Below are 23,544 nucleotides of genomic sequence, written 5' to 3' on the forward strand. Positions count from 1 at the left end.
TCGTCTCGCTGATACTGCTGGAACGGGCTCAGGGCCGGCTCGGTACCTGACATGGGACTCAGGCAGGTGGCCAACCGACCTCGCGTCGCTGCACGGTGCCGACACCGCGTCGCTGACGCCGTGTCGGCCGGCCCGGTTACACCTCGATGTGCGAGCCCATGATGACCGTGCGGTCGCGGGGGAGGCCGAAGTACTCGGCGGCGTCGGCGGTGATGTAGGAGGTGGCGACGAACAGCCGCTTGCGCCAGGGCGCCATGGTCGGTGCCTTCCCACGCCGGATTTCGATCTTCGACAGGAAGTAGGAGGTCTGGTCGAACCGGAGCCGGCCCTCGGTTTCGGCCGGGTCGAGTGTCGCCAGCGTGCTGGGCACGTCCGGTGTCTCCATGTAGCCGTACCGGGCGGTGACGTGGATGATCCCGTCCTCCGCGTACCCGAGGTCGTCGACCACGGTCCGCTGGTCCGCCGGGACCCGCGGCACGGGCTCGGTCTCGATGGACAGGATCACCACGTGGTCGTGCCGGACGTGGTTGTGCTCGACGTTGGCACGCATGGCCAGTGGGGTGGTCCGCTTGCCCCGGTTGAGGAAGACAGCGGTGCCGGGGACCCGGATCGCCGGCACCTGACCGCTGTGGAGCTGGTCGACGAACTCGCGCAGCGGGCCTTCGTGCCGCTCGCGCTCCGCGGTGACGATCCCGCGGCCGCGCTCCCAGGTGGTCATGACGGTGAACGCGGTGAGGCCGATCAGCAACGGCAGCCAAGCGCCGTGCAGGAGCTTGGTCGCGTTGGCCGCCACGAACAGCAGGTCCACCGTGAGCAGCACGGTCGCCCCGAGGGCGACCATCCACACCGGTGTGTGCCAGCGGGCCCGGGCGACGTAGAAGAACAGCAGGGTGGAGATGGTGATGGTTCCGGTGACCGCCATGCCGAACGCGAAGGCCAGGGCGGTGGAGCTGCGGAAGGCGAAGACCAGGGTGAGGACCGAGACCATCAGCAGCCAGTTGATCCAGGGGACGTAGATCTGCCCGATGGTGGACTCGGAGGTGTGGGCGATCCGCATCCGCGGCAGGTAGCCGAGCTGGGCGGCCTGGGAGGTGACGGAGTACGCGCCGGTGATCACCGCCTGGGAGGCGATCACGGTCGCCGCCGTGGCGAGCAGGACCATCGGCCACCGTCCCCACCCGGGCACGAGCAGGAAGAACGGGCTGCTGATGTTGGCCGGATCGGCGAGGATCAGCGCGCCCTGGCCGAGGTAGCTGAGGACGCAGGTGGGGAAGACGAGGAACAGCCAGCCGCGGGTGATCGACCGGCGGCCGAAGTGGCCCATGTCGGCGTAGAGCGCCTCGGCGCCGGTGACCGCGAGGACGACCGCGGCCAGGGCGAAGAAGGCGGTGCCGAAGTGGCCGGTCAGGAAGGTCAGGGCGTAACTCGGCGAGAGCGCCCGGAGGATCTGCGGGTGGTCGGCGATGCCGGATGCTCCGGATGCGCCGATGGCGAGGAACCAGGCGATCATCACGGGTCCGAACACCTGGCCCACTGCCGCGGTGCCTCGGCGTTGCAGCAGGAACAGCACCACGATGATCGTCGCGGTGAGCGGCACGACCGCGCTCTCCAGGGACGGCTCGACGACCTTGAGTCCCTCGATCGCGGACAGCACCGAGATCGCCGGGGTGATCATGCTGTCGCCGAAGAACAGTGACGCGCCGAAGATGCCGAGCGCGGCCAGCACGGCGGTGGTCCGGCGGCTCCGCTGTGCGGCGGACTGTCGCAGGAGGGTGATCAGCGCCATGATGCCGCCCTCGCCGTCGTTGTCGGCGCGCATCGCCAGCAGCACGTAGGTGACCAGGACGATGATCACCACTGACCAGAACACGAGCGATACCACCCCGTACACGTTCTGTGTGGTGACCGGGACGGGGTGCGGGTCGGCGGGGTTGAACACGGTCTGGAGGGTGTAGATCGGGCTGGTTCCGATGTCGCCGAAGACCACGCCGAGGGCCCCGACCACGAGTGCGAGGCCCGCCGTCCCCTGCGCGACCGGACGGTGTGCCTGCGGCGGCCGCGATGTGGAGCCGCGATCGGCCATGGTGGTCCTCCTCCGTGCGGGCTTTTCTACGCGGCCCTGCTGCGTTGGGGCGCACGATACCCATCCCGCACCCCGACCGGTCGAAGGTGTGCGCCGTTTCGTCTCATCGAGAACACGGCGGCTGATGGGAGGTCCGATTCCAAGCACCGTCGTCTACTGCCTCCCACGGGCCTCTCACGGATTGGGTGTTCGAGCCATGTCGTGGGGCGATTCCACGCGAGCGGACCTGTTGGTGAACCGGCGGCGCCGGACCACGGTTGGCGAATCTCCATGTCGTCACGGGAAGGGGCGGCGGCCTTGGCAGAGCTGCTCGGCGGCGATGTGAGGACGGGGCGGTCCGGGACTGAGTTGATTACACGCCGGGATCGCTTCGCGATCACACTCGACGGGCCGCAGTCCCTGGACTTCAGGATGGTCACAAGGGGGCGGCCAGCGGAGCACGTTTGTGTTGCGCGTCGCGTACTCGTCGGCGCCCACCACCCGCGAGGTCTGCGGCTGCGGATCGGGAAGCTCCTCGACCAGCCGCAGCACCGTGCTCCCGCTGACCGGCCCGGCTTGGGCACCAGCGCGTGCACCGGTGAGTGCGCGAACCTCTGGCCGCCGTACAAGGCAAGCGCGACCGACAGCCCGAACGGCCCCTACATGCTCGCCCGGCGCGACGACGGCACCATGCAGTGGTGCTACAACGGCAAGCCGCTGTACTTCTGCTCCAGCGATACCAACCCGGGGGACACCAAGGGCGACAACTACGGCGGGAAGTGGCACCTGGCCACACCGTAGCCGTGGCTGTGCCGGGCGGGGCCGCGCCTGAGGCAAAGGCCGCGGGAATTTGCCAGGGCCGTGGTGTCGAACCGGCAGGCCAGGGCTGGGAATCGGGGATCGACACCGGGGTGGCGGTGGGCCCGGCGGGCGACTCGCCGTTCGAGGGCTGGCAGCTCACCTCGCACGACTTCGTCCTCGCCGGACCGGAGGCATGACGCGAGAACCACCCACCAGGCCGACCGGCCGCAGACGCGAAAGGGCGGCTGGAGCACCAAGCTCTGGCGGTTCGACAGGTTGCCCCGGTTGTCATCTTGCCTGCCGCTTCTGCCGCCTGGGGGCAGGTCATCGGAGAGGGTGCACGGCTGGGGCGTGGTATGGCGGTCGGTCGCCGCGGATGCCGATTGTTCAGCACCCGCAGGGGGAGGCTGGTTGGGCCGGGGCCTGGTGATCGTCGGATGTCAGTGCGGTGGCGGGTCGGTCCCGAGGGCTTCGGCGAATGGGTCGTCGGACAGGTGCCAGTGGTCCATGCCGAGGGCGAGTTCGGAGTCGGTGAGCAGGCAGCTGTTCAGCCGGTCGTGGAGCGAGGGGGCATCGAGGTCGATGCCGGTGAAGGTCAGTTCGCAGCGGCGCTCGCCGTAGTAGGGGTGCCAGAGCAGCGCGGCGAGTGTGCGCCGTTCGGGCGACGCAGCGTGCCATGGCTTGCCGTCCTCTTCGGGCAGCCAGGTACCTGTGGTCTGGATGGCCAGGTGTTCGCCGGCCGACTCCCACCGGTGGATGGAGTGGGGCCGGTTGGCGATCCACAGGTGCCCGTGTCCGCGGATGACGCCTGGGCAGATATGTGCCAGTGCGTCGTGCAGGCGTTGTGCGTGCATGGGTCGGCGGGATGACCAGTGCGTGGTGCGGACGCCGAACTCCGGTGCGCGCGGCTGTCGGGGGGCGGGCAGCGGGCCGTGCCTGTTTCGTACGTCGTTGGGGTCGAAGTGGTTCTGGCCGATCAGTGCCGAGAGGTTGGGCGCCCAGAGGTCGCCGGTCAGCGGGTCGTGGCAGATGTGGGCCATGGAGTGGCACTCGGAGAGGTGGCGAACCAGGGCAACGGCGCGTGCGGAGGCGGCGGGATCAGTGTCGTGTGCGTTCGAGGTCACCACGGTCTTGGCACTCTCGAGGTGCCGGGCGGCGGTCTCGGCGACCGTGCGTCGGTCTGCGGGGCCGATGGCCAGTCCCCGGTCCAGGAGGCGCTCGCCGCAGCCGAGATCGTCCTCGAGCCGCGACAGGTCGACACCGGCCGCGATGGTGTCGATGCGCAGGTGGTCGGCGAGTGCCTGTCCCTGGATGTGGCCTTCCGCCACATCCAGGGCGACCAGGTCCGGCGCCATGCCCGGTGGCAGGGTGAGCAGCAGGTGTCGGTAGCGGGCGGTTCGCGCCAGTCGCAGCAGGACGGCGTGCAGAGCCGGCGGCAGCGCGCCGGGGGAGCACGGCCGCGCCGGCGTCAGCGTGCCGCCGCCGACCGGTCCGCAGCGCTCGTACACCTGCCAGGAGGCCGTACGGCCGTCGGAGCCGACCCGCACGGTGAGCACCGCGAGTCCCGGGATCTCGATGCGTGCCAGGTCGGCGGCGCAGTCCCGGACGCCGGTGGCGAGGCCGCCGAGCACGGTGACGGGCAGCGGGCGGGGCTCGCCCTGCGGGGCCAAACTCATTCCTCCTCGGTGCACCGGTCGAGTCGGTGTGTCAGCTCGTCGTGGCGGGCTTGGAGCCGGTGAGGCCGTAGCGGCGCTGGAAGCGCTCGACGCGGCCGGCGGTGTCCAGGACGCGGGCGTTGCCGGTGTAGAAGGGGTGGCTGGCGGAGGAGGTCTCGACGTCGATGACGGGGTAGGTGTTGCCGTCCTCCCACTCGATCGTGTTGGTACTGGTGGCGGTGGAGCGGGTGAGGAATGCGAGATCGCCGGCCTTGTCGCGGAAGACGACGGGGCGGTACTCGGGGTGGATGCCGGGCTTCATGGGGGGTCTTCTTTCTGGGGGTGGAGGGGGGGCGGCTGGGGTGTGGGTCAGCGCTCTTCGCGGAAGTCGACGTGCCGGCGGGCGATGGGGTCGTACTTGCGCAGGACCAGCCGGTCGGGGTCGTTGCGGCGGTTCTTGCGGGTCACGTAGGTGTAGCCGGTTCCTTCGGTGGAGCGGAGCTTGATGATCGGGCGCAGCTCGTTGCGGGCCATGGGTGTCCTTCCCGGAGTGTCGATGCGGGGGAGTCTCGCCCGCCACCATAGCGTAATGGTTTTCGTTTTCATCTGGTGCTAGTGTCGGCTCAACAACCGCGGCAGCGGCGGCATTCCCATGGGCCGGTCCCGTCTGCGGTCGCTGTCCTCATCGGCACGGAGTCGCCTTGTCCGCCCACTGCCAGCTCACCGGTCGCGAGCCCGGTTTCGGCAACGCCATCTCCCATTCGCACCGGCGCACCCGGCGCCGCTTCGACCCGAACATCCAGACCAAGCGCTCCTGGCTGCCGAGCGAGGGCCGGTTCGTCCGCCTGACGCTGAGTGCCAAGGGCATCAAGACCGTCGACAAGCTCGGCATCGAGAAGGCCGTCGCCGTCGTGCGCGCCCGCGGCGGGCGGGTCTGATGGCCAAGCGCAGCAAGATCGCCAAGAACGAACAGCGCCGGCTGGTCGTTGCCCGGTACGCCGAGCGCCGGGCCGAGCTCAAGCGCCTGATCGCCGCGCCCGCGGCCTCGCCCGAGGAACGACTCGCCGCGCAGGCCGAGTTGCAGCGCCAGCCGCGCGACGCCAGCGCCACCCGGGTCCGCAACCGCGATGCCATCGACGGCCGTCCGCGCGGCTACCTGCGGGCCTTCGGGCTCTCCCGCATCGGGGTGCGCAACCAGGCCCATGCCGGATTCCTGCCCGGCGTGCGCAAGGCCAGCTGGTAGCGCACCTCATGAACCGGTCGCGCCCCGTGCCGCGCGGACTCTCCCGGACTGCGCGGCCCGGGGCGCGACCCCCGACCTTCCCCCAGCCTTCGGCCGGGGGGGTGCCCCCAGCACCGGCCAACGCCGGTGCGGTGCCTGAGAAAGGAAGACCCGTGTCCCAACAGAGCCTGCTGCCCGTGGTGGTGGTCGCCGGCCTGCACGAGGCCGAGCGCCGTCAGGCCGTCCTGGAGCTGCTCGCCTCCTGCGAAGGTGCGGTGGTCCTGCACCACGACCTGACCGCGGCCGGCGAGGGCAGGGTGGACCGCAAGGCCTGGGACGCGTCCGGCCCGCTGGGCGAGGCCTGCGTGCCGCTGACCAACAACTGTCCGTGCTGCGCGCTGCAGGAGGACCTGCTGCCCGAGCTGCTGAAGATCGCCGACGCCGGGAGGCACCGCCTGGCGGTGGTGGAGCTGTGGGGTGGCAGCGACCCGCACCCGCTGGTCGAGGTGATAGCGGGCGGCGAGGCCGGCGACCGGTGCATGCACGAGGTGGTGGACGTGGTCGGCGTGGTCACGGCCGTCGACCCGCTGCGGGTCGTTGCGGAACTGTCGGTCTCGGACCAGCTCTTGGAGCATCGTCTGCACACCTGTGGCGACGACGACCGCACGGTGGCGGAGGCGCTCGCCCACCAGATCGAGTATGCCGACGTGCTGGCCCTCTCCCACGCCGAGCAGGCCGCCGGGACGGCGGAGTTGCACGCGGGTATCGCGATGCTGCGCCAGCTCCACCCGACCGCCCGTGCCGCGCTGCTGGGAACCGGAACGCTGGTTCGTGCGGCGCTCGGGGGATTCGACGTGGCGGCCGCTCGTGACCGGGTCAACCCGGCGCTGGCCCTGCTGCCGCAGGCTGCCGACGAGGCAGGCGTGGCCACGCTCGTGTGGGAGCGCCGCCGGCCACTGCACCCGGAACGGCTCTACGACGCGCTCGACCAGCTGGTCCCGGCCGCCCAGCGCAGCCGGGGGCGGTTCTGGCTCGCCAACCGGCCCGACCTGATGCTCGCGTGGGAGGCGGCGGGGGCCAACCTGGCGGTGGAGGAGTTCGGTCCGTGGCTGGCCACCCTGCCGGACGCGGCCTGGGAGCTCTACCCGCCCGCGCGGCGTGCCGCCGCGGCGCTCGACTGGGACGCCGTGCACGGCGACCGCGTGCAGCAACTGAGTTTCACCGCCGAAGGCTTGGACGTGGACGGGATCACCGAGCTGCTCGACCACTGTCTGCTCACCGACGCCGAACTCGCGGCCGGCGAGTCAGGTTGGAAGGCCCTGCCGGACGCCTTCGAGGAACTGCTCGATCCCCTCGTCGTCTGACGCGTAGGCAACTCTCACCAGAATCAGGGAAAGCTGTGATCAAGATCGCCCCCGCCCGCCGGCACCGCCGGGCACGCCCCAATCCTCCCCCAGCCTCCGGCAGGGGGTGCCCCCATCACGAAGCGCGGATCACGTACATCGACTACAAGGACACCGATCTCCTGCGGAAGTTCATCTCCGACCGCGGCAAGATCCGAAGCCGCAGGGTCACCCGGCTGACCGTGCAGCAGCAGCACGCCCGCGCCCGCGCCATCAAGAACGCCCGCGAGATGGCCCTGCTGCCGTACGTCTCCGGTGCCCCGACCGCCGTGAAGGCGGGCCGGTGAGCGGCCGCCTCCCGGTCACCGTGCTGTCCGGCTTCCTCGGCGCGGGCAAGACCACGCTGCTCAACCATCTGTTGAACAACCGCGAGGGCCTGCGGGTCGCGGTCATCGTCAACGACATGAGCGAGATCAACATCGACGCCGCCCTGGTCCGCGAGGGAGGCGGAGCGCTCTCCCGGACCGAGGAACGCCTGGTCGAGATGACCAACGGCTGCATCTGCTGCACCCTGCGCGACGACTTGCTGGAGGAGGTCGACCGCCTTGCCCGTGCCGGTCGCTTCGACTATCTGCTGATCGAGTCCAGCGGCATCTCCGAGCCGATGCCCGTCGCGGCCACCTTCGCGTTCGCCCGCGACGACGGCGCCACCCTCGGCGACGTGGCCCGCCTGGACACCATGGTCACCGTGGTGGACGCCGCGAACTTCCTGCCCGAGCTGCGCGGCGGCGACGAGCTGACCGCGCGCGGCCTCGACCAGTACGAGGACGACGAACGCACCGTCAGCGACCTGCTGATGGACCAGGTCGAATTCGCCGACGTGCTGGTCCTGAACAAGACCGACCTGGTCACGGCCGAGGAAGCCGACCGGCTCGCCGCCACGCTCGGCCGCCTCAACCCCGCCGCCCGGATCGTCCGAGCGAGGGCCGGCCGGGTCCCGCCCGCCGAACTCCTCGGCACCGGGCTCTTCGACCTGACGAAGGCCCAGGAGGCTCCGGGCTGGGTCGCCGAGCTCAACGGCGACCACGTGCCGGAGACCGAGGAGTACGGCATCACCAGTCTGGTCTTCCGCGCCCAACGACCCTTCCACCCCGGCCGGCTCTGGGAGTTGGTGAGCCGCCGGCTCGACGCGGGGGAGTTCGGCACCGTACTTCGCTCGAAGGGCTTCTTCTGGCTGGCCTCCCGACCGACCGTCACCGGCCTGTGGTCCCAAGCGGGCTCGGTCGCCCGCTTCGAGCCCTCCGGCATGCGCGCCACCGCGGGCCCGGTGACGAATCTGGCTGGGGTCACCGATGCCACGGCGCTGACCGGTCTCGGCGACGAACAGGTGCAGAGCGGCCAGGAGCTGGTCTTCATCGGCACCGGCCTGCGCACGGACGAGCTGCGCCTCGCACTCACCCGCTGCCTGCTGGACGGCGCCGAGCACGCGGCCGGGCCGCACGCCTGGACGGCATTCGACGACCCGTTCCCCGCGTGGGACGAGTACGAGCTCCAGCAGGACCACGAACACTCCCACGCGTAACCACCACCAACCGAGGAGGAACCCGCCATGGCCGTCCCCAAGCGCAAGATGTCCCGCAGCAACACCCGCCACCGTCGAGCCAACTGGAAGGCGACCACGCCCCAGCTGGTGCCGATCACCATCGACGGCCGCGAGCAGCTGGTGCCGCGCAACCTGGTCCGCGCCTACGAGCGTGGCCTGCTGACCCCCGAGCGCTGAGACGTCATGCCCAGGCCAGCACCCCCGCGCCAGGCAGCCCAGCTGACCGCGCTCAAGAACCACACCCGCCACCTCCTCGCCCTGAGTGACGAGGACATCGTCCTGATCAGGCAGCTCGACTGCACCGAGCCCGGCTGCCCGCCCGTCGAGACCGTCGTCGCCGTGCTCCCGCCCTCCGGCGGTACCCGGCGCTGGACGCTCCACCACCCCGTCGACGAGATCACGCCCGACCTGCTCGCAGCCGCCCTGGCGCAGCCCCCCACGACCTCCGAAGGAGAAGAGAAGTGACGGCCCCAGCCACCATCGCGGACACCGAGAACAGCGCGGACGAACCCCAGGACACCCGCGTCCCCGTCACCGTCCTGACCGGCTTCCTCGGCTCCGGCAAGACCACCCTGCTCAACCGGATCCTCACCGAGCAGCACGGGCTGCGGATCGCCGTGATCGAGAACGAGTTCGGCGAGGTCGGCGTCGACGACGCCCTCGTCCTCGACGCCGAAGAAGAGATCTTCGAGATGAACAACGGCTGCATCTGCTGCACCGTCCGCGGCGACCTGATCCGCATCCTCGCCGCGCTGATGCGCCGCCGCGACACGTTCGACCGCATCATCATCGAGACCACCGGCCTCGCCGACCCGGCCCCCGTCGCGCAGACCTTCTTCATGGACGACGAGATCGCCTCGCAGCTGCGCCTGGACGCCATCGTCACCCTGGTCGACGCCGCACACGTCCTGGACCACCTCGACGAGGTCAAACCCGAAGGGGTCGAGAACGAGGCCATCGAGCAGGTCGCCTTCGCCGACAAGATCATCCTCAACAAGACCGACCTGGTCAGCGAAGAACACCTGACCGAGGTCGCCGCCCGGATCCGCGCGATCAACACCCCGGTCGAGATCATCCGCGCCCAGCACGCCAAGATCGAGCTGGAGAAGGTCCTGGACGTCCACGCCTTCGACCTCGACCGGGTCCTGGAAGGCGACCCGGCCTTCCTCACCGAGACCGAGCACCAGCACGACACCACCGTCACCTCGGTCGGCATCGACCTGCCCGGTGACCTCGACCAGGAGCGCCTCAACCGCTGGCTCGGCCAACTGCTGCGCACCAAGGGCGCCGACATCTTCCGCTCCAAGGGCATCCTCGCCATCGCCGGATCCGAGCAGCAGTACGTCTTCCAGGGCGTCCACATGCTGCTGGAAGGCGAGAACGGCCGCCCGTGGCGGGACGGCGAGAGGCGCCGCAACCGCCTGGTCTTCATCGGCCGCAACCTCGACCGCGCCGCCCTCAACGAGGGCTTCGCCAACTGCCTCGCGACCAACTCCCTTGCAGCAGGCCGCGCATGACAACCACCATCACCGCCCCCACCTGGACCACCGTGGTCGACGACGCGCCGATCGCCGTCGCCACCGCCGCCGACCTGGTGGCGATCGCCGGCGCGGGCGGCACCGCCTGGATCCTGGAGGCCGCCACCGCAACCCCGGTCGGAACCGTCACACTGCCCGGCGGACTGCTCGCCGCCGCCTTCTCCCCGGACGCCGCCCACCTCGCACTGTCCGGTCCCGCCGGCCACGCGCTCTGGCGCCGCGCCGACGGGCGCGTCCTCGCCGAGCAGACGGGAGCCTGGTCCAGCGCCGTGCGGTGGGCCGGCCCCGACCGCGTGGCCGTCGCCTCCGGGCGCCGAGCCCTCGTCCTGGACACCGACGGCCGCCGGCAGTGGGCCACCGATCCCGCACCCAGCACCGTCACCGACCTCGCCTGGCTGCGCGAGGGCCGACGCCTCGCCAGCTCCGCCTACGGCGGCGTGCGCTGCCACGAACGGCACACCGACAAGCCGGTCGCCGAGTACAAGTACCTCGGCTCGCACCTCGCCATCGCGCTCAACCCCAACGGGCGCTGGATCTGCACCGGCAACCAGGACGCCAGCATCCACATCTGGCGCACCAGGGACGGCGACGACCTCACCATGCAGGGCTACCCCGAGAAGATCACCCGCCTCGCCTTCGACGACACCGGCCGCTGGCTCGCCTCCGACGGCGCCCCCGACATCACCGTCTGGGACTTCTCCGGCAAGGGCCCCGCGGGCACCAGCCCGCGCTCGCTGCGCGCCCACGAGACCATCACCGCCCTCGCCTGGCGCCCCGGCGGCTCAGCCGTCCTCGCCAGCGCGGGCGCCGAGGGCACCGTTGCCTTCTGGCACGCCGACTCCGGCCGCCCCGGCACCGGACAGCAGCCCGCATGGATGCGGGAACTGCCCGAACCGGTCACCGCGCTGGCCTGGGCCGACCCCCGCACCCTGGTGATCGCCGACTACGAGGGTCGGGTCGAGGCGTGGCCACTGCCGGACGGCCTGGCCCGATGACGAGGCGACCCGGCGGACGGCCCTGCACACTGGTCGTCTGCCGGGGCTGCTGCTGCGGCAGCCCCACCAAGCACCCCGACACCGACCACTGCGCTCAACTCGCCCGCCTGCAGACAGCCGCCGCCACCTCGCACGGCGGGCTGCTCGTGCGCACCACGGACTGCCTGGACGCCTGTGCGCAGTCGAACGTCATCGTGGTCCAGCCCTCCACCCGCGGCCGCGCCCAAGGCGGCCGACCGCTCTGGCTCGGCTGGGCACTCGACGACGACAGCCTCGACCTGATCACCGCGTACGCACTCGCCGGCGGCCCCGGTATCGCCGAACTCCCCGCCACCCTGGACCTCCAGCGCATCGCGCCGTCCCGCGCCGCCGGCCCGGCCCGCACCCGCCGGTGACGGCTGCCGGTTGCCCACCACCCGTCCGATCAGGCGGGCAACCCACCACTGCGCACGGAAGGAGGTGCCATGGGGCACGCACCCGACACCTTGGTCAGCGTTTAGTGAGGTGATTCCGCGGCCGCCTCCAAGTACCCGGTCCAGTGTGGCAAGCTCGCAACGCAGCATCGGAGCATCAAAAGAACTGATGGTGATCGTCTCCAGCGGGATTTCCCCAGATTTCCAGGACAATCCCTCCACTGCAACAGCCAATGGGATCCTTGTGGAGATCATCAGAATTCTAGCGCCTTGAACCAAGAGACTTGCCCATTCCTCGCCGGCGTCACGGTCCCAGTCGACTGCAGCCACCAATGACCGGGCTGCATCGCGAGAAACTCTCGCGACATCCTCCTCGGACCAAGAGATTTGATCGACTGCGAGTCGACCAATAATTGCCGTAATGTCGATCAAGACGCACCACCCGGACTGCCGTGAACTGCGTTTCTATTGTTTCGATATACATTAATCCAGCTCGTCGTCTCCCCGGTCCTCCCCACTACTCCAGCTGGCCCATTCTCGACGTACACCTTTGCCTTGTTCTCTACCCAAAGGTTGTGGGCGTCAGCAAAGGCCGCAGCGTCGAGAACGGCCTTCTCCGCGTCAACGCCAGTCAAGAAGACGCTCTTCCCAGGGCCCCCTGTAACGGGCAGATGTTTCGCCATCGCTTTCCATGCTCAGCTTGTCCCGCGAGGCCACCGGCTCGTTAGGATGCCGGGGTGTCCACTCGGCATCGGGCCAGGATCCGGGAACACCCGCGGCGCCGACGAATAGCCGACGCCGCTGCTGGACTTCCTAGCTGATCGCTACTTGTGCCGCTTCCACCACTCCCGCCACCAAGTGAGGCGGTGCGCAGACTGCTTGGGCAGTACAGCGCCGGCCACGATGCGGATGGCCACGGCGAGCGCAATGACGACGACAACCACCCCGGCGAGCCATGGCGGCGTGCTGTCGGGCAGGTTGATCTGAGGCATGAAGGTTCCCCGAGGAAGGGGGCATCTCGGCTAGGCGGCCAGGCTCCAGCCGGATCGGCGCCCCGGCTGACTGGCGGCCGGCAGGGGACTCGACCCCGGTCCTCGGGGGATCACGGGGGACCGGGTGCGTCGGCGCGTCGCGACGGATGCTGGCAGGACACAGAGCGAAACCTGCACTGCCTACGGCTCACAGTGAGCTGCTCTCAGCTGCTGCCCGAGGGAGTGCCGCAGGATCGGTTGGCTGCTCGTCGGTCAGGGCTCCGGTCGGGTCTCAGACCTCGCCGAGGGGGATGTCCGGGTTCGCCAGGCGGTCGGTGTCCACCACGCGCTGGGAGACGATCAGTTCGCGGATCGGGTCGGTGACGTCCCAGACGTTGACGTTCATCCCCGCGAGGACCCGGCCGCCGGAGAGCCAGAAGGCGATGAACTCGCGGGTGGCCGGGTCGCCGCGGAACACCACCTGCTCGTAGCCGCCCGGCTCGACGTAGCCGAGGTACTCCATCCCGAGGTCGTACTGGTCCGTGAAGAAGTACGGGACCCGGTCGTACACCGCGTCCGGGTGCCCGAGCATCGCGCGCGCGGCGGTCTGCGGCTGGTTGAGGGCGTTGGCCCAGTGCTCGACCCGGAGGTGGCGGTCGAACAGCGGGTGGTAGGCGTTGGCGACGTCACCGGCCGCGTACACGTTCGGGGCGGAGGTGCGCAGGTGCTGGTCGGTCTTGATGCCGTTGTCGACCTCCAGCCCGGCGGCCTCGGCCAGGCCGGTGGCGGGGGAGATGCCGATGCCGACCACCACCGCGTCGGCCGCCACCTCGCTGCCGTCGCCGAGCCGCACGCCGCTCACCGTGCCGTCGGCGCCGGTGAGTTCGGTCACCTGCACGCCGAAGCGCAGGTCCACGCCGTGGTCGCGGTGCAGGTCGGCGAAGACCTGGGCGACCTCCCGGCCGAGCACCCGCAGCAGCGGCAGCTCCAACGACTCCAGCACGGTGACCTCGGCGCCCGCCGTACGGGCCGCGGCGGCCACCTCCAGGCCGATCCAGCCGGCGCCGATCACCGCGATCCGGGCGCCCGGGCGCAGCGCGGCCTTGATCCGGTCGCTGTCCTCCACCCGGCGCAGGTAGAGCACGCCCTCCTGGTCCGCGCCGGGCACCGGCAGCCGGCGCGGCACCGAGCCGGTGGTCAGCAGCAGCTTGTCGTAGGCCACCTCGCCGTTGTCCGTGAGGGTGACGGTGCGGGCGGCCGGGTCGATCGCGGCCACCGCGGTGCCGAGGCGCAGGGTGATGTCGTGGTCGGCGTACCACTGCGGCGGGTGGACGTAGATCTTCTCCCGGCTGTCCTTGCCCAGCAGGTAGCCCTTGGACAGCGGCGGCCGCTCGTACGGGCGTTCGTGCTCCTCGCCGAGCAGGACGATGCCGCCCCGGTGTCCGGCCTCCCGCAGGGCCTCGGCGGCCTTGGCGCCGCCCAGGGAAGCTCCGACGATCACGATCGGCCGCTCGCTGCCCGCCATGCCCGACTCCTTGCGCTCCGTTGAATTGCGCTCCGTTGCAGATCCGTGGCCAGCCTGCCGCCGTCCGGGTGGTCTGTCGAGACCGCGCCGGGCGCGCCGCGCCGCGCTGACCCGTTCGAGTGAACGGCGCGGTCGGGGGCCCGGCTCAGTCGGTCATCGCATCCCTGACCAGCGCGGTGTCGGTGAACTGCTCGAAACGCACGATCCGGCCGCCGCGCACCGTGAAGTGGTGGGCCGTCCGGACCGAGAGCGGCTTTCCGGTGGCCTTGTGCACGGCCGTGTAGCGGGCCAGCACCACCACGTTCTCGCCGTCCACCACGTAGGTGTCGTCGTGCGCCGTCCAGTGGTCCCAGTCGGCGGCCAGGCGCTCCATGACGTTGGCGGTGACGCCCTTCGGGGTGCGGTAGGTGCCGGCCAGCGGGAAGCCCGCCATCTCGGTCCACTCGACGTCCTCGGCGAGGGTGCTGCGCAGCGCGGCCAGGTCGCCGCGGGCCGAGGCCAGGTACTGGCGGCGCACCACGTCGGCGGGGGCGGGGGACTCGGCGAAGCCGGCCACGTCCCTGGGGATCTCGATCACCGGGTGCTCACCCCCATGCCATCTCGCCCTTGGCGACCTTGGTGCCGATGTCGACCGCGATCCGCAGTCCCAGCCCGGGGAAGCGCCGCTCCAGCGCCTCCTTCGCGCCGGCCGCGTCGGTGTTGCGGCCCAGTTCGGTCTCGAAGGCGCGCAGGTAGGCGCGGGTGTGATCGATGGCGTTCAGGTCGGTGGGGGCGTCGGCGACCCGGTGGCCGGCCGCCACCCAGGTCGGGTGGAGCGCCTCCATGCCGTCCAACAGGTCGATCCAGGCGGCCCGTTGGGCGGCGGTCGGAGTGTCCGCCGTCCACACGTGCAGGCCCTCGAAAAGCAGCACCCCGCCGAGCACCGCGCGGTGGTGGTGCTGCCACAGGTAGTGCCGGTCGGGCAGGTGGAAGTCGGCGCCGCGCAGCTCGAACCGGTGCCCTTCGAAGACGACCTCGTCCCCGGGCAGCACCTCGGGCCGGACCAGCCGGGTCGGCAGCTCGGGACCCAGGTGCGCCCAGGCGCGCAGCTTCTCCTCGAAGGTCTCCTGGATGTGCTCCACGGTCGAGGCGGTGGCCAGGAAGCGGGCCCGGGGGAAGGCGTCCTGGACCTCCTGGGCGCCGAAGTAGAAGTCCGGGTCGCCGTGGCTGACGAACACGGTGGTCAGCCGCTTGCCCGTGGCCCGCACCCGCTCGACCAGCCGGCGCCCGTCGGAACGGGTGAACCCGGCGTCCACCAGCATGGCGTCGTTCGGGCCGGTGACCAGGACGGCGGTCTTGTTGAGCGAGCTGTCGGGGGAGTCGATGATCTCGAAGTCGAGAGCGCTCATGCTGGACATTCCTTCCTCGGGCCGGGCACGCCTCGTCGCCAGCATCGGCGGTGGGGGCCCGGTCCGCATCCGGAGTTCCGGCCCCGGCCCGTTGCGGACCGGCGGGTGCGGCCGACGGGGTGCTCGCCGCCGCGGGCTGTGACGGCACGCCGTTCGCGGATGGCCCCGCTCGCCGCCGCGGGCTGTGACGGCACGCCGTTCGCGGATGGCCCCGCTCGCCGCCGCGGGCTGTGTCGGCACGCCGTTCGCGGATGGCCCCGCGCGTGAGCGCCTGCACCGGTGAAGTGGCCGGAGGAGCCGACGACGGCGTCTCCGGCCACCGGTGTCGAGCGGCGTCAGTGCCGGGTCCAGAGGGTGAGGTCGCTGCTGGTGGCGACGGCGAGGGTGCGGCCGGTGGGGGAGAAGCCGGCGGCGCGGAACTCGGACCAGCAGGAGTGGAAGACGTGGTGCCAGGCCTCGCCGTGCTCGCCGGCCCAGGGGCCGGAGGTGAGCAGGACGCGGTGCTTCGGCCACTCCGGGGAGATCACCTCGATGCCCCAGCCGCCGTCGGCGCCGGTGTGGAGGCCGCCGCCCCACAGTCCGGCCACCCGGATCCGGACGTCGGCGACCGGGCCGATGCCGGGGCAGCAGAGGTCCGGGCCGTCCGGGTCCTCCTCCGGGTCGTAGTCGCGCTCCAGCTTCTCGCCCGTCACCGCGTCGAACAGGCCGTGCCCGGTGCTGGAGACGGTCAGCACCAGGTCGTGCCCGGTCTCCGGGTGGACGGCGAAGCCGATGCCTATCAGCCCGCCGACCGCGATCATGCCCCCGTCGACCGGCCGCCAGGGCGCCGGCGGGGCGATCACCTCGGTGGCGGAGACGACTCGGTCGTGGAGCTGTTGCTGGTACGGAGTCAGGGCCATGCGGATGATCATCCCATCCGGTGCGCACTACCCGGTCGGCCCCAGCCGCAGCACCGTCAGCGCCCCGGCCGCGGTGGTCACCGCGAGCGCCCCCCACAGCAGCCCGGGGCCGGAGGCCAGCAGTGCGGTCAGCACCGCCGGCGCCGCCGCGCGGCCGACTCCGGAGGACAGCTCCCAGCGGGCCAGCGCCCGCCCGAGCAGGTGCGGCGGGGCGGAGGCCGTGACCAGGGCCGTGCCCGAGCCGGTGTAGAGGATCTCGCCCAGCGTGTACGGCACGGCCACCGCGGCGACGCCCGCCGCCCCCGAGCCGCCGCCCAGCGAACCGGCCGCCCAGAAGCCCAGGTACGAGACGCTCAGCACCGCCCCGGCGGCCGCCAGTACGGCCCGTCGTGAGCGCTTCGCCAGCCGGAGCACGACGGCCAGCTGCAGCGCGATCACCAGCAGGGTGTTGCCCACGAACACGCCCGAGGACCAGGCCGCCGAGGTGTGCAGGTGGAGCACCAGCAGCGCGGGCAGCGCCACCTCCAGCACGTCGAAGCAGAACGCGTACGGCAGGTTGGCCAGGCTCAGCAGGGTGATCCGGCGCAGCGGCTCGCCCGTCGCCCCGGCGGCCGCGGCCTGTTCGACGGCCTTCTGCGGCGCCCGTACCCGCAGCGAGCCGACCAGCGCGGCGGCGACCAGGCAGGCCACGCCCGTCACCCCGGCCAGCAGCCGGATCCAGTCCGTCCCGCCGGCCACCGCGACGGTGGCCAGCAGCGCGCCCGCGCCCAGGCCCGCGTTGCGCACCGACTTGCCCGCCGCGAGCGCGGCGTCCCGCAGCCGGCCCTCGGTCAGGGTGCTCACCACGGCGGCGTGGGTGGTCGGCCAGGACTGGCTGCCGATGCCGAAGAGCACCGCCGCCGCGGTGAACAGCGGCAGCCCGTCGGCCGTCAGGAGGGTGAGCGCGCCGGCCGACCGGAGCACCAGGGTGACGGCGGCGGGCAGGGTACGGGCGCCGCTGTCGATCCAACGGCCGGTCAGCGGCACCACCAGCAGGCCCGCGACCATCCCGGCGGACAGCGCCAGGCCGACGGACCCGGCGTGCAGGTGCAGCACCCCGACGCCGTACAGCAACAGGAACGGGCGCAGCATGCCGCCGCCGACCGCGTCCACGGCGAGCGCCGCCGCGTAGCGGGGGCCGCCGGCGGCGGTCAGCAGGCTCAGCAGCGCGGACGGGCCGTTGCGGCCGGTGCCGATCGGCGGGGCGGGCGGCTCGCCGGTCCGGACGGCGGCATGGTCATGGACGGACTTCTCCTGGGTCACACTCATGGCCGGTACGGTCCGCCCGGGCGGGGGCCGGTGTCCCGTCGATTGACGATCGGCGTCAATCGACGGGAGGACAGCTGGGAGAGGGTGGCAGGATCGCCTCTCGTGAGTGAGCGGAGCGAACGAGCCGTCAAGAGGGGCGTGCGGGCGAATGCCCCTGCCGAGCGCAGCGAGGTGGGCGCATGAGTGTGACCCTGGACATCACCGGTCTGCCCGAGGAGCGGCTGCTCTTCAGCCCGTCCCCGCTCGCCGAGCTGAACGCCATGCTGCACGTGCTCTCCGAGCCCGCGCACCATCCGGCGCTGCACGGGTGGGCGGCCGGTACCACCGCCGCGATCCCGCCGGAGCTCGCCGAGCGGCTGCTGGAGGCCGACTTCCTGTGGCGCTCCTCGCGCGCCGACTTCCTCGTCCCCGGCCTGCCCGGCACCACCCTCACCGAGGAACTCGACGCCGTCGACCGGCTCGACGACGAGGTGTACGTCGCCTCCGCCCTGATCACCACGTGCGGCGCCTCCCGCTTCCCCCACCGGCTGGACTCCCCGCTCACCGACCCGGTCGCCAACGCGTGCGCCCGCGACCTGGCCCTCGCCCGGGGCCCCCGGCAGGCCGCCTTCGCCGAGCGGCTGCTCGCCGATCCGCCCGCGGTGCGGGTCCTGGTGCGGAAGATGCTGGAGGACTGCCGGTCCGCGTTCTTCGCCGACGCCTGGCAGCGGGTCCTGCCGGAGCTCGCCGCCGACGCCCGGCAGAAGACCGACCTGCTCGCGCGCCGCGGCCTCGCCGAGGCCGTCGGCGCGATGTCCCCCTCGGTGTCCCTGGACGAGCGCGACGGGCGGCGGCGGATCGTCATCGACAAGCTCCAGGACAGCACCGCCAACGCCGCCGAGCGGGGCGGCGTCACCTTCATCCCCACCGTCTTCGGCCGCCCCCACCTGCTGGCGGTGTACGCCCAGGGCTGGCGGCCGGTGCTCCAGTACCCCGTCGCCGAGGCGGGCCTGCCCGAGCCGGTCTCGCTCGCCCTGGTCCAGCAGCGGCTGGAGGCGCTCGCCCACCCGATCCGGCTGCGGCTGGCCCGCACCATCGCCCGTGGCCCGCACACCACCGGCGAACTCGCCACCGCCTGGCGGCTCAGCGCGCCCGAGGTGTCCCGCCACCTGGCCGTGCTGCGCAAGGCCGGACTGCTGGTCACCGAGCGGCGCGGGCGGTACATGCTCTACCGGCTGGACCTGGCCGGCAGCGCCCGGCTGGGCTCGGACTTCCTGGAGGCGGTGCTGCGTTGACCCGGGCCGCCGGGAACAGTGATCACCGGCGGGACGTTCGTCCGGTCATGACCGACGACGCCCCTGAGATCCTCCGCTACGCCGCCTTCGCGATCCGCCCCGAGGGCGGCAACCCGGCGGGCGTGGTGCTCGACGCCACCGGACTGACCGAGGAGCGGATGCTCGCGGTCGCCGCCGACATCGGGTACTCCGAGACCGCCTTCCTGACCCCCGGGGACGCCCCGGGCACCTACCGGGTGCGGTACTTCAGCCCGCTCACCGAGGTGCCGTTCTGCGGGCACGCGACGGTGGCCTCCGCCGTCGCGCTCGCCGACCGGATCGGCCCCGGGCGGTACGTGTTCGCCACCGCCGCCGGTGACGTCCCGGTCGAGGTCGAGCGCGGCGCCGACGGCCTGCGGGCGACGCTGACCAGCGTCGAGCCGAAGGTCGAGGACGTTCCGGCGGCGGACGTCGAGGAGGCGCTCGCGCTGCTCGGCTGGGCAGCCGCCGACCTGGACCCGGCGCTCCCGCCGCGGATCGCCTACGCCGGTGCCCGGCACCTGGTGCTCGCCGCGGGCACCCGGGCCCGACTGGCCCTGCTGGACTACGACTTCGACGGCCTGGCCGCCTTCATGCGCGCCCGCGACCTGGTCACCCTGCAGCTGGTCTGGCGCGAGGCCGCCGAGGTCTTCCACGTCCGCGACCCGTTCCCGGTCGGCGGCGTGGTCGAGGACCCGGCCACCGGCGCCGCCGCGGCGGCCTTCGGCGCCTACCTGCGCGAGCTGGGCGCGGTGGCTGCGCCCGCGGTGCTGACGCTGCACCAGGGCGAGGACCTCGGGCGCCCGGGCGTCCTGCGGGTCGAACTGCGCGCCGAGGACGCCCGGGTGCGGGTCTCCGGTACGGCGGTGGCGATCCCGTAGGGCCTGTCCGGCGGGCGGGGCCGTCCCCCCGCCCGCCGGAGCTCAGGACCGGGCGGCGAGCAGGGCGGCCAGGCCGTCCAGCCCCCGGTCGACGGTCGCCGGATCGACCTGGCTGACGGACAGCCGCAGCTGCCGCTCCCCGCCCGCGCCCGGGTAGAAGTGGGACATCGGCGTCCAGATCACCCCGTACCGCGAGGCGGAGAGTTCCAGCAGCGCGTCGTCCACCGTGCAGGGCACGGTGAGCACCAGGAAGAACCCGCCGCGCGGCTCGTTCCAGCTCACCCCGCCGCCGGACGGGAAGCGCCGGGCCAGCCCGTCCAGCACCAGCGCGAGGTTGCGCCGGTAGAGCGCGGCGACCTCGGTGTTGGCGGCCCGCAGGCTGAAGCCGTGTTCGAGCAGCGCCCCGCCGATCACGGCCTGGGCGATCGGCGAGGTGTTCACCGTGGTCATGCTCTTGACCATGCCGAGCAGGTCGGCCAGCAGCACGGTGCCGCCCGTGCCGTCGGCCACCAGCTGGTCCGCCACCACGTACCCGACCCGGGCGCCGGGGAGGGCCGTCTTGGCGAAGGACCCGAGGTGCACCACCCGCCGGCCGGTGTCCAGGGCCTTGAGCGAGGGCAGCCGCTCCTCGCCCGCGAACACGCAGTACGGGTTGTCCTCCAGGACCAGGAAGTCCTCCTCGGCGGCCAGCGCCAGCAGCTCCCGGCGCAGTTCCAGCGGCAGACTGGCGCCGCTCGGGTTGGCCACGTCCGGCACCAGGTAGAGCGCGCGCGGGCGCAGCCCCCCGGCCCGGGCGGCGGCGAGCTCGCGGCGCAGGTCGGCGAGGTCCAGCCCGTCCGGGCCGTCGGCCACCGGCCGCACCGGCAGGTCCGCCAGCAGGGCGGCGCCGGTCAGGCCGACGTACGTCGGCGAGACGGCCAGCACCACGTCCTCGGGGCCGCGGCGCAGGGCCCGCAGCACCAGGAACATCGCCTCCTGGCAGCCGACCGTCACCACGACCGACTCGGCGGGCACCTCGATGCCCTCGTCCACCGCGAGGTGGGCGGCGATCAGTTCGTGGATGATGCCCTTGGTCCGGCCGTACTGGAGCACCTGACGCCGGGCCGCCTCCTCGGAGAGGCCGCGCTCGGTGCGCAGGTGGTCGACGTAGCGGTCCAGGTGGCGGTGGACGGCGTCCAGCTCGAAGAACTGCTCGGCCGGGCGGCCGGCGGCGAAGGAGACCGCCTCCGGATAGCGGATGGAGATCTCGTTGAGCAGGTTCATCGAGGTCATCGCCGGGTCGGCGAGGGACGGGTGCAGCTCGGCCAACCGCAGGTCGGCGGGCCGCAGTTCGTGCGGTGGGGAGGCGAGGGTCACGGGGCACTCCAGGCGGGACAGGGCATCGGGGTGGTGCGCAGCTCGGCGGCGGCGGCCAGGTCGGCGCAGCCGGCCAGGCCGAGGGCGTGCCGCAGTTCGGCGGCCAGCAGCTCCAGCACCCGGGTGCAGCCCGGCTCGCCGGCGGCCGCCAGGCCCCAGATCAGCGGCCGTCCCAGCAGCACCCCGGACGCGCCGAGGGCCAGCGCGGTCAGCACGTCGGAACCGCCGCGCACCCCGCTGTCCAGCAGCACCTGGCAGTCCCGGCCGGCCAGCGCCTCGGCGACGGCGGGCAGCGCCGTCAGCGAGGGTACCGCCCGGTCGAGCTGGCGGCCGCCGTGGTTGGACACCACCACGGCCGCGGCGCCCAGTTCGGCGGCCCGCAGCGCGTCCGCCGGATCGAGCACCCCCTTGACCACCAGCGGCAGTTCGGTCCGCTCGCGCAGCCAGCCGAGGTCCGTCCAGGTGACGGCGGGGGAGAGCAGCTCGGCGGTGTGCGCGGCGACCGCCGAGACCTCGGCACTCGCCCGGTGCGCCCGCCCGGTGTCGCCGCCCTCCAGCAGCGCCGCGCGGACGTCGCCGGGCAGCGCGAAGGCGTTGCGGGCGTCCCGCAGCCGGCGGCCCATGTACGGCACGTCGGCGGTGACCACCAGGCACTCGCTGCCCGCCGCCGCGGCCGCCGCGACCAGGTCGAGCAGCCGGCCCCGGTCGCGCAGCCAGTACAGCTGGAACCAGAGCGTGGCGCCCGTGGCCGCCAGTTCCCCGAAGCCGACGCTGCTGAGGGTGCCGACGGTGAACGGCACCCCCGCGGCGGCCGCCGCCCGGGCCGAGGCGAGTTCGCCCTCCGGGTGGAACAGCCGGTGGTAGGCGACCGGCGCCACCGCGACCGGCAGGGCCGACCGGCTGCGCACCAGGGTCGCGGAGGTGTCGCAGGCGGACACGTCGGCCAGCACCCGGGGCACCACGGCCAGCCGGTCGAAGGCCGCCCGGTTGGCGGCGAGGGTGTGCTCCCGCTCGGCGCCGCCGGCCAGCCAGTCCCAGACCCCGGGCGGCAGGGCGGAGCGGGCGAGGTCGGCGAACTCGGCCACCGAGAGCGGCGGTTGACCGAGCGTGCCGGTTCCGGTCATCGGGCGACTTCGCTGGCGTTGCGCTGGAGTTCGACGGCCTCGTAGAGGGCGCGGATGTTGTTGCTGCCGAAGTTGCGGGCCCGGATGCGCTCGATCACCTCGAAGAAGAAGGTGCCGCGCGGGTGGCGGGAGCGGGTGAAGATCTGGAACAGCTGGCCGTCGTGGTCCTGGTCGACCAGCAGGTTGAGCTCGCGCAGCTGGTCGAGGGTGTGCCGCAGCGGGGTCAGCCGGGCGGGCAGGGCGTCGAAGTAGGCGGCCGGGGTGCGCAGGAAGGGCACTCCGCGCGCGGCCATCGTGGCGACGGAGTGGACGGCGTCCTGGGAGGAGAAGGCGACGTGCTGCACCCCGGCGCCGCCGTGGTCGGCGAGGAAGGAGGCGATCTGGCCGCCGGCGTCCGGGGTGAGCGGCTCGATCAGGGTGAGCGTGACGCTGTGGTCGGGGCTCTGCACGACCATCGAGTCCATGCCGAGCGCGCCGACCTCGATCCGCTCCTCGAAGATCATCCGGAAGCCGAAGACCTCGCAGTAGCGGCGGACGGTCCCGCGCAGCTCGCCGGAGGGGACGCAGACCGCGAAGTGGTCGACCGAGCGCAGGCCCACCGCGTCGGCCTCGCGGGTCGGGTCCTGGAGGGCCGGGACGGCGTCGGGCAGGCCGGGGATCCGGTCGGCGGGGACGTCCGGTCCCCGCTCGATCAGGGTGTGCACCACGTCGCCGAAGGCGCCGACCACGGCGGTCACACAGCCGTCCACGGCCTGCGGCGGGCGCAGCCCGTCGGCGCCCCGGCCGGTCAGCGTCCGGTAGGCGGCGGTGGCGTCCGGCACCCGCAGGGCCAGCGCGGCCACGCCGTCGTCGTGCCGGGCCAGGTAGTCGGTGGCCGGGTGACCGGCGGCCAGCGGCTGGGTGAGCAGCAGCCGGACGGCGGCCTGCCCGACCAGGGCCGAGACGCAGAGCTCGGCGCTCCCGCCGCGCTCGGTGGGCGGCACGAGCAGGTCGAAGCCGTACTCGGTGGTCAGCCGGGCGAGCTCGGCGGCGAGGTCGGCGACGTAGAACTCGACGTGGTCCAGCTGGAGTTCCAGGGGGAGCGGGGCGGTGTCGGGAGAGGAACGGTCGGGCATCTGAGGAGGCTCTCTCGTGAGGAGTGCGCGGAGCCCACTCCGGGCGGCGGCGC

26 protein-coding genes are annotated in these 23,544 nt (G+C 72.4%); 13 read left to right on the top strand and 13 right to left on the bottom strand.

The annotated features are described in order from the left end of the window. Window positions 1–136: 136 nt before the first annotated feature. Window positions 137–2,083 (bottom strand): potassium transporter Kup, encoded by a 1,947-nt coding sequence (locus tag ACZ6Z8_RS17695; RefSeq protein ID WP_465610710.1) that lies wholly within the window; start codon window positions 2,081–2,083, stop codon window positions 137–139. Between the two features lie 555 nt (window positions 2,084–2,638). On the opposite strand from ACZ6Z8_RS17695, the gene ACZ6Z8_RS17700 reads away from it, so the two are divergent. Further along, window positions 2,639–2,863 carry a COG4315 family predicted lipoprotein gene (locus tag ACZ6Z8_RS17700; RefSeq protein WP_465610712.1) on the top strand — a complete coding sequence of 75 codons (225 nt, stop codon included), beginning with the start codon at window positions 2,639–2,641 and terminating at the stop codon, window positions 2,861–2,863. Window positions 2,864–3,303: 440 nt separating this feature from the next. On the opposite strand, the gene ACZ6Z8_RS17705 is transcribed toward ACZ6Z8_RS17700, so the two are convergent. From ACZ6Z8_RS17705 to rpmG, 3 genes are read right to left on the bottom strand one after another with little or no spacing between them, the layout of a single operon-like run. Then, a complete protein-coding gene (locus ACZ6Z8_RS17705; protein WP_465610714.1) occupies window positions 3,304–4,539 on the bottom strand; it encodes a GTP-binding protein in 1,236 nt (411 codons plus the stop codon). Between the two features lie 31 nt (window positions 4,540–4,570). Continuing rightward, on the bottom strand, window positions 4,571–4,840 hold the full coding sequence (locus ACZ6Z8_RS17710; RefSeq protein ID WP_465610716.1) for a type B 50S ribosomal protein L31: 270 nt from the start codon (window positions 4,838–4,840) through the stop codon (window positions 4,571–4,573). A 47-nt stretch (window positions 4,841–4,887) separates the two neighbouring features. Next, window positions 4,888–5,052, bottom strand: coding sequence for a 50S ribosomal protein L33 (gene rpmG / locus ACZ6Z8_RS17715; protein ID WP_465610718.1), 165 nt, complete (start codon window positions 5,050–5,052; stop codon window positions 4,888–4,890). 167 nt (window positions 5,053–5,219) lie between these two features. Here rpmG and rpmB point away from each other — a divergent pair, with 167 nt between their 5' ends. The 10 genes from rpmB (at window position 5,220) to ACZ6Z8_RS17765 (ending at window position 11,614) form a co-directional block, all read left to right on the top strand. Further along, on the top strand, window positions 5,220–5,456 hold the full coding sequence (gene rpmB / locus ACZ6Z8_RS17720) for a 50S ribosomal protein L28 (RefSeq protein ID WP_465610720.1): 237 nt from the start codon (window positions 5,220–5,222) through the stop codon (window positions 5,454–5,456). Next, the gene (gene rpsN, locus ACZ6Z8_RS17725) at window positions 5,456–5,761 is read left to right on the top strand and encodes a 30S ribosomal protein S14 (protein WP_465610722.1); all 306 of its coding nucleotides are present in this window, start codon (window positions 5,456–5,458) and stop codon (window positions 5,759–5,761) included. Before rpmB ends, rpsN begins: the two co-directional genes overlap by 1 nt. A gap of 152 nt (window positions 5,762–5,913) precedes the next feature. Continuing rightward, entirely contained in the window at window positions 5,914–7,104 is a 1,191-nt protein-coding gene (locus ACZ6Z8_RS17730) for a CobW family GTP-binding protein (protein ID WP_465610724.1), read from the top strand. A gap of 44 nt (window positions 7,105–7,148) precedes the next feature. After that, complete coding sequence (gene rpsR / locus ACZ6Z8_RS17735) at window positions 7,149–7,430, top strand: 30S ribosomal protein S18 (protein WP_465611127.1); 282 nt, start codon at window positions 7,149–7,151, stop codon at window positions 7,428–7,430. Further along, window positions 7,427–8,665: a GTP-binding protein gene (locus ACZ6Z8_RS17740; RefSeq protein WP_465610726.1), complete on the top strand. Its 1,239-nt coding sequence runs from the start codon at window positions 7,427–7,429 to the stop codon at window positions 8,663–8,665. Before rpsR ends, ACZ6Z8_RS17740 begins: the two co-directional genes overlap by 4 nt. Window positions 8,666–8,692: 27 nt before the next feature. After that, window positions 8,693–8,863, top strand: a complete 171-nt coding sequence (gene rpmF, locus ACZ6Z8_RS17745) for a 50S ribosomal protein L32 (protein WP_465610728.1) — start codon at window positions 8,693–8,695, stop codon at window positions 8,861–8,863. 6 nt (window positions 8,864–8,869) lie between these two features. Then, window positions 8,870–9,151: a hypothetical protein gene (locus ACZ6Z8_RS17750; protein WP_465610730.1), complete on the top strand. Its 282-nt coding sequence runs from the start codon at window positions 8,870–8,872 to the stop codon at window positions 9,149–9,151. Next, on the top strand, window positions 9,148–10,203 hold the full coding sequence (locus ACZ6Z8_RS17755) for a CobW family GTP-binding protein (RefSeq protein WP_465610732.1): 1,056 nt from the start codon (window positions 9,148–9,150) through the stop codon (window positions 10,201–10,203). Before ACZ6Z8_RS17750 ends, ACZ6Z8_RS17755 begins: the two co-directional genes overlap by 4 nt. Next, complete coding sequence (locus ACZ6Z8_RS17760; RefSeq protein WP_465610734.1) at window positions 10,200–11,219, top strand: WD40 repeat domain-containing protein; 1,020 nt, start codon at window positions 10,200–10,202, stop codon at window positions 11,217–11,219. The genes ACZ6Z8_RS17755 and ACZ6Z8_RS17760 overlap by 4 nt, the downstream gene beginning before the upstream one ends. Next, window positions 11,216–11,614 (top strand): (2Fe-2S) ferredoxin domain-containing protein, encoded by a 399-nt coding sequence (locus tag ACZ6Z8_RS17765; RefSeq protein WP_465610736.1) that lies wholly within the window; start codon window positions 11,216–11,218, stop codon window positions 11,612–11,614. The genes ACZ6Z8_RS17760 and ACZ6Z8_RS17765 overlap by 4 nt, the downstream gene beginning before the upstream one ends. 842 nt (window positions 11,615–12,456) lie before the next feature. On the opposite strand, the gene ACZ6Z8_RS17770 is transcribed toward ACZ6Z8_RS17765, so the two are convergent. From ACZ6Z8_RS17770 to ACZ6Z8_RS17795, 6 genes are all read right to left on the bottom strand, one after another. Then, window positions 12,457–12,624 carry a hypothetical protein gene (locus tag ACZ6Z8_RS17770; RefSeq protein ID WP_465610738.1) on the bottom strand — a complete coding sequence of 56 codons (168 nt, stop codon included), beginning with the start codon at window positions 12,622–12,624 and terminating at the stop codon, window positions 12,457–12,459. 271 nt (window positions 12,625–12,895) lie between these two features. After that, window positions 12,896–14,128, bottom strand: coding sequence for an NAD(P)/FAD-dependent oxidoreductase (locus ACZ6Z8_RS17775; RefSeq protein ID WP_465610740.1), 1,233 nt, complete (start codon window positions 14,126–14,128; stop codon window positions 12,896–12,898). A 145-nt stretch (window positions 14,129–14,273) separates the two neighbouring features. Continuing rightward, window positions 14,274–14,684, bottom strand: coding sequence for a nuclear transport factor 2 family protein (locus tag ACZ6Z8_RS17780; protein WP_465611129.1), 411 nt, complete (start codon window positions 14,682–14,684; stop codon window positions 14,274–14,276). Window positions 14,685–14,712: 28 nt separating this feature from the next. Continuing rightward, complete coding sequence (locus ACZ6Z8_RS17785) at window positions 14,713–15,516, bottom strand: MBL fold metallo-hydrolase (RefSeq protein ID WP_465610742.1); 804 nt, start codon at window positions 15,514–15,516, stop codon at window positions 14,713–14,715. A gap of 335 nt (window positions 15,517–15,851) precedes the next feature. Then, complete coding sequence (locus ACZ6Z8_RS17790) at window positions 15,852–16,415, bottom strand: hypothetical protein (protein WP_465610744.1); 564 nt, start codon at window positions 16,413–16,415, stop codon at window positions 15,852–15,854. A 27-nt stretch (window positions 16,416–16,442) separates the two neighbouring features. Next, window positions 16,443–17,723, bottom strand: coding sequence for an MFS transporter (locus ACZ6Z8_RS17795; protein ID WP_465610746.1), 1,281 nt, complete (start codon window positions 17,721–17,723; stop codon window positions 16,443–16,445). A gap of 179 nt (window positions 17,724–17,902) precedes the next feature. On the opposite strand from ACZ6Z8_RS17795, the gene ACZ6Z8_RS17800 reads away from it, so the two are divergent. Together ACZ6Z8_RS17800 and ACZ6Z8_RS17805 are read left to right on the top strand one after the other, a co-directional pair. Next, a complete protein-coding gene (locus tag ACZ6Z8_RS17800; protein ID WP_465610748.1) occupies window positions 17,903–18,997 on the top strand; it encodes a DUF5937 family protein in 1,095 nt (364 codons plus the stop codon). Between the two features lie 47 nt (window positions 18,998–19,044). Beyond that, complete coding sequence (locus tag ACZ6Z8_RS17805) at window positions 19,045–19,896, top strand: PhzF family phenazine biosynthesis protein (RefSeq protein WP_465610750.1); 852 nt, start codon at window positions 19,045–19,047, stop codon at window positions 19,894–19,896. A gap of 42 nt (window positions 19,897–19,938) precedes the next feature. Here the strand turns inward: ACZ6Z8_RS17805 and ACZ6Z8_RS17810 are convergent, their stop codons facing one another. From ACZ6Z8_RS17810 to hppD, 3 genes are all read right to left on the bottom strand, one after another. Next, window positions 19,939–21,168 carry an aminotransferase class I/II-fold pyridoxal phosphate-dependent enzyme gene (locus ACZ6Z8_RS17810; protein WP_465611131.1) on the bottom strand — a complete coding sequence of 410 codons (1,230 nt, stop codon included), beginning with the start codon at window positions 21,166–21,168 and terminating at the stop codon, window positions 19,939–19,941. 80 nt (window positions 21,169–21,248) lie between these two features. Then, a complete protein-coding gene (locus tag ACZ6Z8_RS17815) occupies window positions 21,249–22,376 on the bottom strand; it encodes an alpha-hydroxy acid oxidase (RefSeq protein ID WP_465610752.1) in 1,128 nt (375 codons plus the stop codon). Continuing rightward, the gene (hppD, locus tag ACZ6Z8_RS17820) at window positions 22,373–23,491 is read right to left on the bottom strand and encodes a 4-hydroxyphenylpyruvate dioxygenase (RefSeq protein WP_465610754.1); all 1,119 of its coding nucleotides are present in this window, start codon (window positions 23,489–23,491) and stop codon (window positions 22,373–22,375) included. The genes ACZ6Z8_RS17815 and hppD overlap by 4 nt, the downstream gene beginning before the upstream one ends. Between the last annotated feature and the right edge of the window lie 53 nt (window positions 23,492–23,544).

The organism is Kitasatospora sp. NPDC101108 (genome assembly GCF_055584725.1).

Bases quoted from the DNA above. Each gene is read 5' to 3' on its own strand.
- ACZ6Z8_RS17695 (WP_465610710.1), bottom strand. From the start codon at position 2,083: ATGGCCGATCGCGGCTCCACATCGCGGCCGCCGCAGGCACACCGTCCG.
- ACZ6Z8_RS17705 (WP_465610714.1), bottom strand. From the start codon at position 4,539: ATGAGTTTGGCCCCGCAGGGCGAGCCCCGCCCGCTGCCCGTCACCGTG.
- ACZ6Z8_RS17710 (WP_465610716.1), bottom strand. From the start codon at position 4,840: ATGAAGCCCGGCATCCACCCCGAGTACCGCCCCGTCGTCTTCCGCGAC.
- rpmG (WP_465610718.1), bottom strand. From the start codon at position 5,052: ATGGCCCGCAACGAGCTGCGCCCGATCATCAAGCTCCGCTCCACCGAA.
- rpsN (WP_465610722.1), top strand. From the start codon at position 5,456: ATGGCCAAGCGCAGCAAGATCGCCAAGAACGAACAGCGCCGGCTGGTC.
- rpmF (WP_465610728.1), top strand. From the start codon at position 8,693: ATGGCCGTCCCCAAGCGCAAGATGTCCCGCAGCAACACCCGCCACCGT.
- ACZ6Z8_RS17750 (WP_465610730.1), top strand. From the start codon at position 8,870: ATGCCCAGGCCAGCACCCCCGCGCCAGGCAGCCCAGCTGACCGCGCTC.
- ACZ6Z8_RS17760 (WP_465610734.1), top strand. From the start codon at position 10,200: ATGACAACCACCATCACCGCCCCCACCTGGACCACCGTGGTCGACGAC.
- ACZ6Z8_RS17765 (WP_465610736.1), top strand. From the start codon at position 11,216: ATGACGAGGCGACCCGGCGGACGGCCCTGCACACTGGTCGTCTGCCGG.
- ACZ6Z8_RS17770 (WP_465610738.1), bottom strand. From the start codon at position 12,624: ATGCCTCAGATCAACCTGCCCGACAGCACGCCGCCATGGCTCGCCGGG.
- ACZ6Z8_RS17775 (WP_465610740.1), bottom strand. From the start codon at position 14,128: ATGGCGGGCAGCGAGCGGCCGATCGTGATCGTCGGAGCTTCCCTGGGC.
- ACZ6Z8_RS17785 (WP_465610742.1), bottom strand. From the start codon at position 15,516: ATGAGCGCTCTCGACTTCGAGATCATCGACTCCCCCGACAGCTCGCTC.
- ACZ6Z8_RS17790 (WP_465610744.1), bottom strand. From the start codon at position 16,415: ATGGCCCTGACTCCGTACCAGCAACAGCTCCACGACCGAGTCGTCTCC.
- ACZ6Z8_RS17795 (WP_465610746.1), bottom strand. From the start codon at position 17,723: ATGAGTGTGACCCAGGAGAAGTCCGTCCATGACCATGCCGCCGTCCGG.
- ACZ6Z8_RS17800 (WP_465610748.1), top strand. From the start codon at position 17,903: ATGAGTGTGACCCTGGACATCACCGGTCTGCCCGAGGAGCGGCTGCTC.
- ACZ6Z8_RS17805 (WP_465610750.1), top strand. From the start codon at position 19,045: ATGACCGACGACGCCCCTGAGATCCTCCGCTACGCCGCCTTCGCGATC.
- ACZ6Z8_RS17810 (WP_465611131.1), bottom strand. From the start codon at position 21,168: ATGACCTCGATGAACCTGCTCAACGAGATCTCCATCCGCTATCCGGAG.
- ACZ6Z8_RS17815 (WP_465610752.1), bottom strand. From the start codon at position 22,376: ATGACCGGAACCGGCACGCTCGGTCAACCGCCGCTCTCGGTGGCCGAG.
- hppD (WP_465610754.1), bottom strand. From the start codon at position 23,491: ATGCCCGACCGTTCCTCTCCCGACACCGCCCCGCTCCCCCTGGAACTC.